Source organism: Halovivax ruber XH-70 (assembly GCF_000328525.1).
Lineage (GTDB): Archaea > Halobacteriota > Halobacteria > Halobacteriales > Natrialbaceae > Halovivax > Halovivax ruber.
In genome coordinates, this window is sequence record NC_019964.1 from 256735 (window position 1) to 271534 (window position 14800).

Genomic DNA, 14800 nt, shown 5'->3' on the forward strand with positions numbered 1-14800 from the left:
GGATTATATTCCACCCAGGGATTGGGGCCGAGTGTCACCGCATGGTCCGTGGAGGCGGACCGGGGTGAGCTCGGATGAAATCCGTCGAGCGAACGAGCGACGGGACCGGCGATGCGCCTCGGTCCCAGGGGTGTTATCGGTGCGATCGGGACGTGGCACCATCGCGGCTCTTTCGGGTGGACATTGAGCTACCCGAGCCGTTGGACGCCCAGTACAGACACGCCGTTCGGTACTGCGGTCCGGATTGCGCCGCCGCAATGAATCTGTCCGAGTTCTCGGATCGGGTCAAAGCGCGTGCTCGCGGGGGTGGTAAGTCGGTCGGGAGCGACTGACGAGCGCGCTGGTGCCGGGGACGTAGCGTCTCGGTCGACGAGGCTGCAGCCGTCTATCCGACAGCCCTGTCGATAAATCCCTGATTTCGAATCATAATATAGATTTACACGGCCGGTGAACGATGGTGCATGACAGCGGTCGAACCCGGAGTCGACGAGCGATCGGCGGGACGACGACCCGAGGTCACAGAATGAAGGTGTTGAACCTCGTCACGTCGCCGCGGCCCTTTTTCGACAATCAGGTCCGGACGCTCGAAGCACGCGGCGTCGACGTTACGACGATCTGCGTCCCTGGACGGGAGTCCCAGTCGGAGACGCGGTCGCTGACCGACTACCTCGCCTACTACCCGCACGTCCTCGGCCAGTCGCTGTCGGGGTACGATCTCGTCCACGCAAACTACGGATTGACGGCCCCGTTCGCGCTGACCCAGCCAACTCGCCCCGTCGTGCTGACGCTCTGGGGATCTGACCTCATGGGACGGTACGCACGAGTGAGCGAGCGCTGTAGCGCGTTCTGTGACGCGATCGTCGTGCCGACGTCGGCGATGGCGGCACAGCTCTCGTCGCCCGCCGACCTGATCCCGTTCGGCGTGGACTCCGACCTGTTCCGACCGATCCCGCAGGAGGTCGCCAGGGAGCGAGTCGGGTGGCCGACGGACGAGCGCATCGCCCTCTTCCCGTACGACCCTTCGCGTTCGGTGAAGAACTACGATCTCGCCGAGACCGTCGTCGCCGAGGCTGCGGGTCAACTCACGCTCGAATCGCTCGGTGACGTCTCCTACGATCGAATGCCTCTCTACATGAACGCGAGCGATCTAGTTCTCGTGACGTCGAGACGGGAGAGCGGCCCGTTGACCGTCAAAGAGGCCGCGCTCTGTAACGTCCCGATCGTCTCGACCGACGTCGGATTCGTCAGGGACGTCCTTTCTCCCGTCCAGTCGGCGCACGTCTGCGAGTCAAAAGCCGAACTCGTCGCCGGCGTCGACGCCGTGCTCCAATCCGACGTGGCCCCCAGTGGTCGCGACGAACTGAAAGCGAACGTGAGCATGGACCGGATGGGCGACCAGCTCGTAGACGTCTACGAACGCGTCCTCGAGTGAGGCCTGAATCGAGCGAGCCTCGCCGTCCACCGCCCGACGGAAGCTTTGTTGCGGATTCGCCCGGAACGCCTCACAGATAGCTTTTGACGTCCTCGGTGCGGATGAGGTTCAGCGAGAGCGAACTACCCAGCCAGATCGCGACGCCGCCGATGACGGCCAGTCCGAGGGTGAAGAGTCCGTCTCCCAGGGAGAGAATGCCGTAGACGCCCGGCACCATCACCGCGGTGACGAGGACGATCTTCCCGACCCTGGCTGCGAGCCAGCGGCTGCGGAGGTCCAGTTCCTGGCCCATGATGTAGACCGCGACGGCGGTGTACACCGAGAAGGTGAGGACGGTCGCGATCGCGGCGCCGACCACGCCGATCGTCGGGATCAGGAGGACGTTCAGCCCGAGGTTACACAGCGCGGTCACGGTCTTCGCGATCGCCCGTTCTCTGGCCCGGCCGAGGTAGTCGAGACTGTTGCTCGTCACGATGGCGACGGCGACGAGGACGATGTGGATCGCCAGTATCTGGAGGACGGGAACTGCGCCCGCGTACTCGCTTCCGAAGACGATCGTGATGAACGGCTCGGCGACGATCGCCATTCCCGTCGCCGCCGGAATGTACAACAAGAGGACGTAGAAGATCGTCTGCTCGTACATTCGCGCCGCGCGGTCGGCGTTCCCGCCGGCCTTTTGGGATTCGAACGTCGGTGACAGGGAGAACCCAACCGCGGCGACGGGCGTCTGGACGAACTCCCGGATCTGGCCCGGTAGCGTGTAGAACGCGACGGCGGTCGGATCCAGGAACACGCCGACGAGGATCGTGTCGAGCTTGTTGTCGATCCGGTTGGCGGCGGTCGTGGCGGTGATGGGAACCGAATAGCTGAGGACCCGACGCCGCAACTCGGCGTCGATCGCGGAAACGGATGTCCCGTGGAGATAGGTTCGGTAGAGGATGCCTGCCCCGAGGAGGCCGCCGACCACGGCCGCGACGACGTAGCCGACCAGGGCGCCGACCGCCCCGAATCCGAGCACCGCGAGCGTGAGTGCGATGACGGCCCGACTGGCGCGCTCGATCGAGTAGACGATCGCCGCCGAATCGATGTCCTCGAACGCCTGCAACTCGATCCGGGCGAATTTGAAGACGGCGGTCGCGGCGACGAAGACCGAACCGAGTTGCAGTAACGGCTCCAGTGTTGATTCGCCGACGACCCGGGCAATCGGTCCGGCGCCGACGAACAGGAGCCCCGACGCCACGAGCGCCAGCCCGACGTTGAGGACGAAGGTGTACCGCAGCAATCCGGGGACCTGCGCTGGGTCTTTCTCCCGATACAGGGTGATGTAGCGGGCGCCGGCCTTCGGGACGCCGAGCCGGCTGAGCAGCTCGACGACGCTGAAGACGGAGATGGCGAGGAACAGGAGTCCGTACTCGTCGGTCGACAGGATTCGGGCCAGACCGAACGCGAGCAGCCCACCCGAGATCGAGCCGACGAGGCGCGCGACGAACTCGAACTGAAACCGCTCGAGCAACGTTCGTCGAAGGGACATTCGGTGACGTACGATGGATTACTGACTATGGGGATATAAACTTATATATGGGTGGGTGGAGAATTTACGGCCAATGGGACGGATAGTCGTGATCGGACTGGACGGTTTCCACGACGAGGTCCTCCAGTTCACCCCCCACATCGACTCGCTCTTTACCGACAATCCCAGCGGCGCCCTCACGAGTACCGCGCCGCCCGTCACCGCCCCGGCCTGGGCGTCGTTCCAGACCGGCAAGAACCAGGGCAAACACGGACTGTACGACTTCGTCGAGTTCGACGACTCGATGGAGGCGACGATCAGGGACGGTCGCTCGCTCCGCTCTCGAACGGTCTACGAACGACTCGACGGGGCCGGATACGAGTGTTTCCTCTACAACCTTCCGTTCTCGAACCCGGCCCGAATCGACGGTGACGTCGTCCCGTCCTGGCTGGATTCGGACTCCCAGCCACCGACACCGGCGGACCTCTACGACCGCTACGACATCGAGCGTCCCTGGTACCCGTCGTTCGATGGCGGGACCAGTGAGAACGTCGAGACGATGCGCAAGAGCGTCGAACACAACTGTGAGCAGTTCCTCCAGGTGCTGTCGGCCGACGAGCACGACTTTTACTTCCAGCTCGTGAGCGAGACGGACTGGCTCCAGCACGAAGCCTACTTCGACCTCTTCGAACGCCCCGATTCGGACGTCGGCGCCGCGGCGAGGGCCGTCCTCACCGCGGTCGACGAACACGTCGCACGGATCACCGACGAACTTGACGAGGACGATCGCCTGCTCCTGCTCAGTGACCACGGCTTCACCGGCTACGATCGGCAGTTCTACGTCAACGACTGGCTGGCCGAGGAGGGCTACCTCACGTTCGGTGAGACGAACATCGGGTCCAAGGACGACGGCGACACGTCGGTCAACGTCGGCCGCGTCGGCCGTTTTCTGTTCAGACAGGAGTGGCTCCATCCCGTTCTCAGACCCCTCAGGCGAGCCGTCGAGAACGTGTCGTCGGCCGACCTCTCCGTCGAGCGGGGGATCGACCTCGACGACTCCGTCGCGGTCTGTCACTCGAACGACGAGCGCGCGATCCGGCTCGCCGACCGGCTCGACGACGACGAGCGCCGACAGCTTCGCGACGAGATCGTTGCCAAACTGAACGACGAACCGGGGATCGAGGCGACGGATGGCGAGGAGTTGTACGCGGGACCGTACGCCGAGGAGGCCGGCGACATCATCTACTCGGCCACCGCCAGCGCCGTCTGGCGGGGACCGGCCGGCGTCGTCTGGCGGGATTCGCGCAAGGCCAACCACGACCCACACGGCATCGTCGCGGGGATCGGGTTCGACGGAACCGACGCCGCCGATCTCGATGCGTCCCTCGTCGACGTGACGCCGACCATCCTCGCCGCTGCCGGTTGTGCGATCCCGACCGACGTGGACGGCGAACCGATCGCTGCCCTCCTCGCCGACGATCCCGACTTTACCGAGCCGGCACCGTACGACGTGGACGCCGCCGACACCGATGCCGACAGCGGCCCCAACACGGACGCCGAACAGCGCCTCAAGGATCTGGGCTACCTCTGAGACCGCGGAATGGACGGTGACGATTGATACACGATGAACCGACTCGAGAAGGCCGCCGCAGCGAGTTCGATCACATTTTTGGCCCTCGCCATCCTCGTCGCCGCGCAACACCCAGCGACGGCCTACGAGCCGTCGATTTACACAGGAACACCGATGCTATACTGGGTCTGTCTCACTTTCGCCCTCCTCGCTGGGTGTGTTCTTCTTCTCGTGGGTTCGAGGCCGCTCGTCAGCCTATTGGTACTCGGAACGTCGCTCCTGACGGTGGTGGCTCTCCCAATGCTGCGAGGGTACTGGTTGTTGGGCGGTGGCGATCCGATGGGTCACCTCAGAGTCGCGTCGCAGGTGGCCAACGGTGCGGATCCGTTGTCCATCTTGTACCCGGGAATGCCGGCACTTGTCGAAGTTATTCGAGAGCTTACGGGCTTGCCTGCGCGGATCGTTCTGGTACTGGTGGGCCCGATCTTTTTTACGGTCTTCGTCGTGTTCTCCGGTCTCATCGGGCGGCAACTGACACGTGATCCCTCCGGTCTCGTTGGTGGCGTCGTCGCAGGATTACTGTTGCTCCCGATCAATCTGGTTGCGACACACCTCTACCCACATCCAAACTCTTATTCGATCCTCTTCGCGCCGGTCGGGCTCTTCCTGGCGATCAGCCTCGTACGTTCGCCTGACCGAGCGAGATTCACGGCACTCCTGTTCTTCGCCGTTGCGATGATCGTCTACCATCCGCAGCAGGCGATGAACGTGATCGCCGTTCTGGCGGTGTTCGGGGTGGTGTGGGCGCTTACCGATACGTATCGGATTCGGGATATTGCTAGCGAACCGCTCGTCTCCGCGACAGCGGTGATGGGTGTCCTGTGGATGACGTGGATCCTCGCACAGTCCCGATTCGAGGAGACGTTCGTCACCGTCGTCATTGGCATCCTTTCGGCCAGCCCGACGGACGTGACGGCTGGCCGTGGTGGAACGCTGACCCAGCTGGGGTCCGGTGTCGTGGATCTCGTGTTCCGATTGTTCTTCATCGACATCGTCGCATCTTTCTTCGCCGGGATTGCGGTGATTTGTTCGCTCGTCTGGGCTGCTCGTGAGGTCGGCTTCATCCGTTCGTCACCCAATCCAGCAGCCACCTCGATATCGATCGATTATCGGGCGGTGTTCTGCCTGTGCTGTGCATTCGTCCCCGTGATGGGCTTCTTCGGCGTGTTCCTCGCCTCGGGGGTGACGCAACAATTTATGCGGTTTATCGGATTTGGCATGGCGCTCGCAACGATTCTCGTCGCCGTTGGCTTGCGCCACACACTCGAACTATCACCGATTCGGACACTCCGCCGGTCGACAGTAGTGACGATCGTCGCGGTGGTCTTACTCACGTCGGCACTCGTCGGCGCGAGCCTGACATACCACACGTCGCCGCTAAACTTTCGAGATACTGGCCACGTCTCCGAGGCGAGTGTCGTGGGGTACGACACACAGTTCGACCATCACGCCGGCGTCGAGATGATGCACACCCGGACTCCTATTTGGCGGTATGCGTACGCGCTCGAACCGATGGAGCCCGCTCCGATGGTCGACTACACCGGTTCCTATCGAGATACCGTTCCTCCCGACCACTTTGCGAATCGCTCGATTCACGAACTGTACGATACCGATCGGCTGTTGCTGACGACCGAGAAGGATCGGTGGCTCGATACTGAACTGTACGATGGGGTCCGCTACTCGGACGCCGATTTTCGGTATCTGATTCGTCAACCCGGTATCGACCGAACGTACGACAACGGGGGCGTCCAGGCGTACTACATTCACAGTAACGAGACGAGTTAGGCGACGAAGCGACTGAAGCGGTCTTTTGTGTCTGGTGCTGTCAGACCGGTACGCTCGAAGGATTGTTGGTTTCGACGATGGCCGGCCGATGTTATAGGACGATACATTTACAACTGGTCTCGGTCGATTACGCCTAATGGCAACACAGGGGCGGCGAATGCGGTTCGTATACGGCTATCTAGCCTGGTTGCTCGGAATCGTCCTCACACTCGTCGTCCTCGATTCGCTGTCGTACGAACTCTTTGGTATCCTCTCGCTTGTTGGGCTGCTCATCGTCACCGAACTGACGGTCCCAACCTCGGTGTCTCCGACCTGGTGCCGGCGACTCCGGTGGCTAGCCGTTCTGGGTATCGTCGGATACGCTGCGTTCGTCAGTCGAAAACTCGTTGGCCTCTTGCCTCCTGAAGTCCTTCCCTGGTAGGCTGCGTGCGTAGTGGCCCACCGTGGATCGTGCGAGCACTCGATGGTCATGAGCAGTCGATCTGTACCGAAACCTGACTGCCCGTCGTCGTTTCAGTTCCGACTTCCGCGTTCCCGTCACCGCGTGTGTCTTCGAGTGACCTGTCAGGGGTGTTCGGTCGCACTGGCCGATTGCACTCCACGCCGATGTATCGTGACGAACACTCTCTAATTTCACACCCCTTCCTGCACCGCATTTCCTCTCGTATCGGGTTATTTTTACCCCGACATGGTGTACGCAGTTCCAGATGGTCGAGAGACGGACGTTGTGGTTGATGATCCCCCGTCCGATCCGGACGTTGCCAGCTGATCTGTCCCTGGTGGTCGTCCTGGCGATTGCCACTCCTGTCGCCACGCTCGCACCGGTGCTCCGCGAGACGCCAGTGTGGATCCCGCTCGTTCCTGTGTTCGTGTTGTTTCTGCCCGGCTATGCCCTCGTCGCCGCGCTGTTTCCAGCGGCGAGCGACACGTCCCACGGGACGGCGGTCGACGGAACCACCGAGTCGACCACGGCGGTTGGCGAGACCACTCCAACCGGGACCGGCGACGACCAGGTCGACAGCTCTCGACGGATCGGTGTGACAGCTGGAGTCGATCGACCGAGAATCGACGGAATCGAGCGCGTCGCCCTCTCGTTCGCGTTGAGTGTCGCAATCGCTCCACTGATCGGACTGGGACTCTCGGTCACGCCCTGGGGTATCGAACTGGAGCCGATTCTGGTGACGATGACACTGTTCTCGTTCCTCGCCGTGATCGTCGCTGCAGTGCGTCGCTCACGCCTCCCGACCGACGACCAATTTCGTGTCCCGTCTCGTGCCTGGTCCGGGGGCATCTACAGGGCGTTCTTCGAACCGGATTCTCGCACCGATGCGCTCTTGAACGTGTTTCTCGCGCTTGCGGTAGTGTTCGCGTTTGCGGCCGTCGGGTTCGCTGCGGTCGCTCCACAGCAGGGTGAACGGTTTTCGGCGATCTATCTCCTCGGCGAGGACAGTGACGGTGAGCTTGGAACCGGGAACTTCACGACGGAACTCACTCGTGGTGAACCCGTCGAACTCGTCGTCGGCGTCGATAATCACGAGCACGAGCGAACATCGTACGAGGTGGTGGTTCTGGAGCAGGAGCTAGCCTTCGAAACTGGTGAGGAGCCGGGCCCGGAGGGAGCGCCGATCGGGAATCAGAGCACCGTGACCGACGCGACCGTGACCGACCAACGCGAACTCGATCGGTTCAATACGACACTCTCGCACGACGAGACCTGGCACCATCCACACACGGTCGAACCGACGGTCACTGGTGAGAACGTCCGTCTGGTGTGGTTGCTGTTCCCCGACGATACCGTGCCATCGGAGCCGTCGATGGCCGATGCTGAGTATAGTGTGTTCCGCTGGGTGGACGTCGATGAACCGACGGACGAGTGAACTGAGACGAGCAGCGGTGGCGATCGGCTTCACGCCGGCCGACCCGACGCCTACTCGACCGAGTCTACGAACGTTGTGAGTCTGGCAGCCACCCGATCGGCTGCCTCGACGCCGACCGTGTGCCCGCACCCCTCTAGCAGTTCGATCGTACTCTCCGGAATCGCCTCGGCGAGCGCGTGGCCGTGTTCGACGGGGACGAGCCGGTCTGCCGTCCCGTGCACGACGAGCGTCGGTACCGGGACGTCGTCCAGTCGGTCCGTCGGGTCGTCCCGATCCCAGGCGGCCCACTGTGCCTCGCGGGTGGCGGCGTCGGGCCCCTGGTCGGCCTGCCAGTCGACGATCCGGGCGAACAGGTGTGGGTTCCGGGCGAGAAAGTCTGCGGCGAAGAAGGGACGGAGGCGGTTTCGTCGGCGCGTCCGTCCCACTCCGTCCGGGTCGAGCGCCTGCGAGCGGACAGAGTCGGGTGTCTCTGGTGTCCCGGGTCCGCCGTGGCGCGTTCCGACGAGCGTCAGTGAGCGGACGCCGCCGTGCTCGATGGCGTACTCGAGGGCGATCGCGCCGCCGAGTCCCTGGCCGACGAGGTGGACGTCCTGTGATCGGCCACGGCCGAACGCCGAATCGTCCGCGATCACGGCGGCCAGATCGTCGGCGAGCGCGGCCACGGTGGCGCTGTCTCCGCGAGAGACGATGGGGCGTCGAAGCGGACCCGGAAGCGATGGGACAAGTGGAGGAAATCCTGCGTCGGAGCGACGAGCGCCGTCGTCGATCGCGACGCCGCCGTCGGTCCTGAGGCGCGGCCCGGTTCCCCGAAGTGCGGGGGCGAGCAGTCGCCGCTTTCCGCGAACGGCGTCGCGCTGCCAGCGCCAGGCCCACCGCCCGAGCTCGACACCGGGGACGAGGACGATCGGCGCCCGGTCGGTGTCGTCGTCTCGCGTTCCGTCGTCGGCGGTGGCTGGCTCGACCTCGTAGGCGAGTCCGACGCCGTCACGACAGGCACGAGGCATACCGTCCCTTCGACGGGCACATCCTTTAACACGGCGATGAGTGGGTCGAAATCGATGGCTGTGGATCGACCGTGCCGTGACTCGACTCGCGAGGCACACTGTCGTCGCGGGTCGTTCGTGACCGTGCCCATCGGGTCGTTCGTGAACGAGTCAACCACCGTGTTTATCCTCGTTGGCGCACATTCACCGGTAACGATGGACGCGCTGTACGCACGGTACCCGTTTCTCGAGGCCGCGCGGGAGACGGTCGCCGAGGAGGCGGTCGACCTGGCGACCGTCGTCGAGACGGAACCGGCGGTCGTCGAGCGGGCCGCGTCGCGCGTCGAGTGGGCGCTCGAGACGGGTGAGGTGGGTGACCCTGCGCCGGACAATCGGGTCGAGCTGCTATCGTATCCGGTCGCGCGGGTGCTCGTCTCGCTCGTCGGCGAACGGGTCCTGGTCCGGCGATACGCTCGCGCGGAGGCGGCCGTCGCGCACGAGCGCTTCGTCGCCGACCTGGCGGATACGACGGAGTTGAAGAGCGTCGATTCGTCCGGGCTGGATCTCGACGACCTGCTCGCGGAGTTCGACCTCACCGAATCGGTGCGCGAAGCGCCATCACTGGCAGACGATGCGGCCTCGTCCGCCGGTGGATCCGCAACACAGTCGTCTACGGGTGCCACAGTACAGTCGAGCGACCAGTCGACCTACCTGCTCGAGGTTGGCGCGTACCTGCCCCTCGCCGCGGATTGCTGGGGTGACGAGTGGCGGCTGGTCAACCGGGCACTCGCCGACGGCGAGGTCCCCGTGACGGAGACCGAACTCCTGACACTCCTCCAGGAGGCCGTCGGGAATCGCGTCGCGGAGGGCTTGCCCTTCCCCGACGTCCCGGACCCGATCGCCGACGCCCTCGAGGCCGAGGCGGCCGACCTCCGCGAACTGGTCGCCGAACTCGAACTCGTCCGCGAGATCGACACGGTCGTGCCGGAGCTCTTCCCGCCCTGTATGAAGGCGCTGCTCGACGACATCCAGAAGGGAGAGCACCTGCCCCATCACTCGCGATTCGCCATCACGGCCTTCCTCTCCTCGATCGGCATGACGACGGACGAGATCGTCGAACTCTACCGCGTCAACTCCGCGTTCGGCGAACAGATGACCCGCTATCAGACCGATCACATCCGCGGCGAGACCTCGCCCACGGAGTACTCGCCACCGTCCTGTGCCACCATGCAGTCCTATGGCGACTGCGTCAACATGGACGACCTCTGTGAGCGGATTCCGCATCCGATGGCCTACTACGAACAGCGCCTCGACGATGCCGAGGACGAGGACGGAGAGATCGAGGACTGGCGGGAGACGCTAGAGGGCGAGACGGCGGAGTAGGGGGAGCGGCGCGACCGACCGCGAGGGCAGGATACGTGGACGACTGGCGAAGCGAATCACGCAGAGAACGCATATATTTGCGCACGCAGAAGATATATTGTGGTTGGTCGCGTATTCGTTCTCATGACGGGGTTCGATCCGGTCCAGCCCGGTGACGACGGCGAGCCAGATCGGTCGCGCTGGCAGGGCGATCGTGATACCTTCGACCGGGTGTACGACACGCTGCTCGGGATCACGGAACCGACGGCGGCCACCGAGATCGCCGAGATCGCCGGCTGTTCGCCGAACGCGGCCAAGAAGCACCTCGACCGACTCGCGGAGATGGGGGTCGCCACGGCGGCGTCGACGAGTCGTCCGACGACCTACGAGCGAAACGAGGGCTATCTGGAGTGGCAGACCGCAACCCGTATCGCCCAAGAGCTCTCCGTCGCGGATATCGTCGATCGGGTCGAGCGACTGGAAGACGAACGCGACGCGTACGAAGTGCGGTTCGGCGCCACGGATCCTGCGGCAGTCTCCGCGTTCGACAGTGACGATCACGGCGACGTACACGACCGGATGGCTGCCATCGCCGACTGGCATGCCACGATTCGCGACATCCGACAGTACGAACTCGCCCGGCAGATCGCCCAGAACGACGGGCGCCTCCTCCCCGCGTAACGATGGCCGGCCCGGATGCTGATCCGCCACGGCGGTCGACTGGGCCGCCGGATCGCGAGACGCTTCAATTGCTCGAGCGCCAGTTGTCTGCCGACCCGCTGGTCTCGACGACGGCATTCGAACCCGACGTATACGAACCGCGGACCCTCGTTGCCGACCTCGATTCCAGCCGCTACCCGCCGGCGGTCACAGCCGCTCGACTCGACGTTCGCTGGTTCGAGAGCGGAGATTTCTCCTGTCACTACCTCGAAACGCACGGAACCGAGTCGAACTGGGAGTGTCGCTGGGATCGACACCCGAACGGACACGACGACCGGACTCATTTCCACCAACCGCCGGACGGGGCCACTGTCGTCGATCTCGACCTGCCGTCGGTCCATCCGCTCGACGTGTACGCGACAGTACTCACGGCGATCGAGACGCGGATCGACGAGACGTGGGACTCGTGAGCGAGCGCCCGCATCGTCCGTCCGAACTGCCGCTGGGGAAATTGACGATGGCTGACGGAGACGATTCAGTATGGGGATTCGACCGCTGATACGGGGAGAGCTAGGTCGACTCGACCCGCTGTTTCAGGCCCTCGGCGGGTTCGGTGCCGTCGGACACCCGGCCAACGGCGGCATCACAGGCGACCTCGATCCGAACGCCCAGGCGGCGGATTCTCAGTGCGGGTCGGAGCGGTCTGAGCGAGACCGTTGACGCGTGTCGTCACCGCTCACCGAACCAGTGCTGTGAACACGCGCGCTTCGGCCTTCCGGAGGTGTTCCCCGGCCGTGGAGGCCGCGATACCGACCCTCTCGGCGACGTCTTCGAGCGTCGCCTCCCGGGGAGCCGCGTAGTATCCCAATTCGACCGCTGCTTCGAGGACGTCGCGCTGTCTCCGCGTCAGTCGCCGCGCGAGTGGTGCGTCGGCCGGATCGTACGAGCCCGTCTCGACGACGTCGAACGAGAGCGTCGAGCCGGCCTCGACGGTCCGGTACAGCGCCTGGATGTCGGCGTCGCTACCCATGAACGTGACCCGAAGCGCGCCGTCGTCCTCGATCCGAATCGGCAGTTCGACGCTCACGTTCGATTCGCGGCGGAGTTCGAGCAATCGTCGCGTCTCGTCGCTAGGTTCGAACTGACTCACCGCGAACCAGGGATCGGTCCCGCTAACCAGCGCGTCGATTACGTGGGGCGAGTCGGCTGTAATCGCTTCGTACCGGTCCCGATCGCCGCTGCCCTCGGCAAAGAGAAGGATCGTTCCATCGTCGAGCAGTTCCACCGAGTGGATCGCTTCTCGCGAGATCGCCGGAGCTGCCGTGAGTCGCCCGCCGACAGGATGGATACCGCCATTTTCGCGCGGATCGATGCGCACCGTGAGGTATCGCACAGGTGATCCTCACGCCGATTTCACTTAAAGAACCGCTTCACTGCGGCAGCGAGCGCTTCCCGACGACGCCCCTCCGAACGACCATGCGTCAGAACGGCACGCTCGACGTGGCGATCGTCGGCGGTGGAATCTGCGGGCTAACGACGGCGATTGCGCTCGAACGGCGAGGGATCGAGCCGCGGATCTACGAGGCGGCCACCGAGTACCGACCCGTAGGCGCTGGTATCCTCCTCCACACGAACGCGATGCTCGTCTTCGATCGCCTCGGACTCACCGACCGGATTCGGGACGCCGGCGTCGCGCTAGACGACGGGGAGATCCGTTCCCCGACCGGCACGGTACTGCAGCGGCTCGATCTGGCGGGCGTCGAACGCGCCGCGTTCGGTCACGGCTACGTCGCGATTCACCGGGCGGCGCTTCAGCGTGTTCTCCTCGACGCGCTCGAGGCCGAGGTGCGGACCGACGCGGTCTGTACCGCCGTCGACTCGACGGCGCCGCCGATCGCCACGTTCGCGGATGGGACGACGATCGAACCGGACGTCCTCGTCGGCGCGGATGGCATCGATTCGACGGTCCGTGAGGCGATCGTTCCGGGGGTGAGCCGACGGCGACTGGAGAGCGTGGTGTATCGAGCGGTCGTCCCGATCGACCTGCCACCGACCTACCGCAGGCGCGGCTTTCAGTGCTGGGGTGTCGGCACGTATACTGGCGGGGCACGGATCGACGCCGATCGCGTCTACTGGTTCGGCACCGCCCCGGAACCGCTGAGACCCGAGTCCGCGGACCCGGCTGCGAAACTGGCGGCGATTCGCGAACACTACGGCGGGTATCCCGAACCGGTTCCCAGTATCATCGCCGCCCTCGAACCCGGCGACGTCTTCCGTTCGGCACTGGCCGACGTGCCGCGGCTCGAACGGTGGCGCCGCGGTAATGTCGTCCTCGCCGGCGACGCGGCCCACGCCTTGCTCCCGTTCGGTGGCCAGGGTGCCGCCCAGGGAATCGAAGACGCGATCGTCCTGGCACGCGCGCTCGCGACCCGAGACGAACCGGCGGCGGCCCTCGATTCCTACGAGAGGACGCGAAAGCCCCGCGCCGATCGCGTACACGACGAGGCGCGTCGCATGGGCTGGCTGGCGACCAGGCAATCGTCGCTGGGGGCACGAGTCAGAAATCTCGGCGTCCGAGTACTTCCGAGACGGCTGTTCGACCGGATTCGGCGGCGCAGAATTGCCGAGACGCCCCTTCCGAAGGCGACGACACCGGAGTGAGAACAGCTGGCGGGAATCGACCCGACGAGTGGTGCCTGGAGGGCCGTCTGAGGTTCGTCTGGTGGCCGAACAGCTGGTCAGCGGGGACGTGAGTCGCTATGCGCCGCCATCGCTGCTCGCATCGACTTCCTCGATCTCGGCCTCGGTTCCGCTCTCGCTGATGACCGGGGTCAGGATGTACTTCCCGCTCTGGCCGGCCTTCTTGGGTGCGATGTCGTAGACGAAGTCGAGTTCCTCGTCGGCGGCGACCGTGAAGGGCGTTCGAATCTTGAGCCGCTCGCTGGGGATCTTCAGCGTGGTCTCGGTGCCGTCGGTGAGCACCGCGTGGATGTCCGAAACGAACATGTCGACCGCGACGTACTCGCCCGCGGGAACGTCGAGTTCGTCCAGGACGGTGGCTTTCGGCCCTTTCAGCTTCGTGAGGTCGACCGTCGGATCGTCGAGGTCGTACTCGTCCCAGCCGCCGCGACCGTCCTCGGGGGCGTCGCCGCCCTCGCCGTCATCGGTCTCGTCCGCTGCCGTTTCGTCGTCGGCCGAGTCAGTGCTGTCGTCCGTGTCCTCCGTGGACTCGTTGCCATCCGCGTTCTCCGAGTCGGCGTCGCCATCCGTGACTCCGTCGTCCGTCTCCGACTCGTTGCCGTTCGCATCGTCTTCGTCGTCCTCGCTCGCGGGTTTCAACGCGACCGTCGAGATGGTGACGTCGAGTGTCTCGAAGTCGTCGATTCGGTTCGGCTCGTCACTCACGTAGAACCGGACCGTTCCACGCCCTTGGTCGTCGCCGCCGAGCGCGCCCATACAACCAGCTGTCAGTGCGAGACCGCCCGCCGTTGCCGTGACGAAGGTGCGTCGTTTCATGCGGGCTGACCGTGTCGGGGTGGGGAGAAAAGCGGGGCCGATCGT

14 protein-coding genes are annotated in these 14800 nt (G+C 64.6%); 10 read left to right on the top strand and 4 right to left on the bottom strand.

The window, feature by feature from the left end; all coding sequences use genetic code 11:
* Nucleotides 1-74 precede the first annotated feature (74 nt).
* Together HALRU_RS15905 and HALRU_RS01090 are read left to right on the top strand one after the other, a co-directional pair.
* Nucleotides 75-332: a hypothetical protein gene (locus HALRU_RS15905; protein WP_015299569.1), complete on the top strand. Its 258-nt coding sequence runs from the start codon at nt 75-77 to the stop codon at nt 330-332.
* 191 nt (nt 333-523) lie between these two features.
* The gene (locus tag HALRU_RS01090; RefSeq protein WP_015299570.1) at nt 524-1432 is read left to right on the top strand and encodes a glycosyltransferase family 4 protein; all 909 of its coding nucleotides are present in this window, start codon (nt 524-526) and stop codon (nt 1430-1432) included.
* Nucleotides 1433-1502: 70 nt separating this feature from the next.
* On the opposite strand, the gene HALRU_RS01095 is transcribed toward HALRU_RS01090, so the two are convergent.
* Complete coding sequence (locus HALRU_RS01095) at nt 1503-2963, bottom strand: flippase (RefSeq protein ID WP_015299571.1); 1461 nt, start codon at nt 2961-2963, stop codon at nt 1503-1505.
* Between the two features lie 73 nt (nt 2964-3036).
* On the opposite strand from HALRU_RS01095, the gene HALRU_RS01100 reads away from it, so the two are divergent.
* The 4 genes from HALRU_RS01100 (at nt 3037) to HALRU_RS01115 (ending at nt 8234) form a co-directional block, all read left to right on the top strand.
* On the top strand, nt 3037-4533 hold the full coding sequence (locus HALRU_RS01100; RefSeq protein WP_015299572.1) for an alkaline phosphatase family protein: 1497 nt from the start codon (nt 3037-3039) through the stop codon (nt 4531-4533).
* Nucleotides 4534-4851: 318 nt separating this feature from the next.
* Nucleotides 4852-6357 (top strand): hypothetical protein, encoded by a 1506-nt coding sequence (locus HALRU_RS01105; protein WP_148680383.1) that lies wholly within the window; start codon nt 4852-4854, stop codon nt 6355-6357.
* A 136-nt stretch (nt 6358-6493) separates the two neighbouring features.
* Nucleotides 6494-6778 carry a hypothetical protein gene (locus HALRU_RS01110; RefSeq protein ID WP_015299574.1) on the top strand — a complete coding sequence of 95 codons (285 nt, stop codon included), beginning with the start codon at nt 6494-6496 and terminating at the stop codon, nt 6776-6778.
* 286 nt (nt 6779-7064) lie between these two features.
* Entirely contained in the window at nt 7065-8234 is a 1170-nt protein-coding gene (locus tag HALRU_RS01115) for a DUF1616 domain-containing protein (protein ID WP_015299575.1), read from the top strand.
* Between the two features lie 50 nt (nt 8235-8284).
* Here the strand turns inward: HALRU_RS01115 and HALRU_RS01120 are convergent, their stop codons facing one another.
* Nucleotides 8285-9238, bottom strand: a complete 954-nt coding sequence (locus HALRU_RS01120; protein ID WP_015299576.1) for an alpha/beta fold hydrolase — start codon at nt 9236-9238, stop codon at nt 8285-8287.
* Between the two features lie 195 nt (nt 9239-9433).
* Here HALRU_RS01120 and priL point away from each other — a divergent pair, with 195 nt between their 5' ends.
* The 3 genes from priL to HALRU_RS01135 all read left to right on the top strand — a co-directional run bounded on the left by priL (nt 9434) and on the right by HALRU_RS01135 (nt 11709).
* Complete coding sequence (gene priL, locus HALRU_RS01125) at nt 9434-10600, top strand: DNA primase regulatory subunit PriL (protein WP_148680384.1); 1167 nt, start codon at nt 9434-9436, stop codon at nt 10598-10600.
* A gap of 123 nt (nt 10601-10723) precedes the next feature.
* A complete protein-coding gene (locus tag HALRU_RS01130; protein WP_015299578.1) occupies nt 10724-11260 on the top strand; it encodes a DUF7342 family protein in 537 nt (178 codons plus the stop codon).
* 2 nt (nt 11261-11262) lie between these two features.
* Nucleotides 11263-11709, top strand: a complete 447-nt coding sequence (locus tag HALRU_RS01135; RefSeq protein ID WP_015299579.1) for a hypothetical protein — start codon at nt 11263-11265, stop codon at nt 11707-11709.
* A gap of 266 nt (nt 11710-11975) precedes the next feature.
* Here HALRU_RS01135 and HALRU_RS01140 read toward each other — a convergent pair whose 3' ends face one another.
* Nucleotides 11976-12632, bottom strand: a complete 657-nt coding sequence (locus tag HALRU_RS01140) for a helix-turn-helix domain-containing protein (protein WP_015299581.1) — start codon at nt 12630-12632, stop codon at nt 11976-11978.
* Nucleotides 12633-12715: 83 nt separating this feature from the next.
* On the opposite strand from HALRU_RS01140, the gene HALRU_RS01145 reads away from it, so the two are divergent.
* Nucleotides 12716-13900, top strand: a complete 1185-nt coding sequence (locus HALRU_RS01145; protein WP_015299582.1) for an FAD-dependent oxidoreductase — start codon at nt 12716-12718, stop codon at nt 13898-13900.
* Between the two features lie 96 nt (nt 13901-13996).
* On the opposite strand, the gene HALRU_RS01150 is transcribed toward HALRU_RS01145, so the two are convergent.
* On the bottom strand, nt 13997-14755 hold the full coding sequence (locus HALRU_RS01150; RefSeq protein ID WP_015299583.1) for a DUF4382 domain-containing protein: 759 nt from the start codon (nt 14753-14755) through the stop codon (nt 13997-13999).
* Nucleotides 14756-14800: the final 45 nt, after the last annotated feature.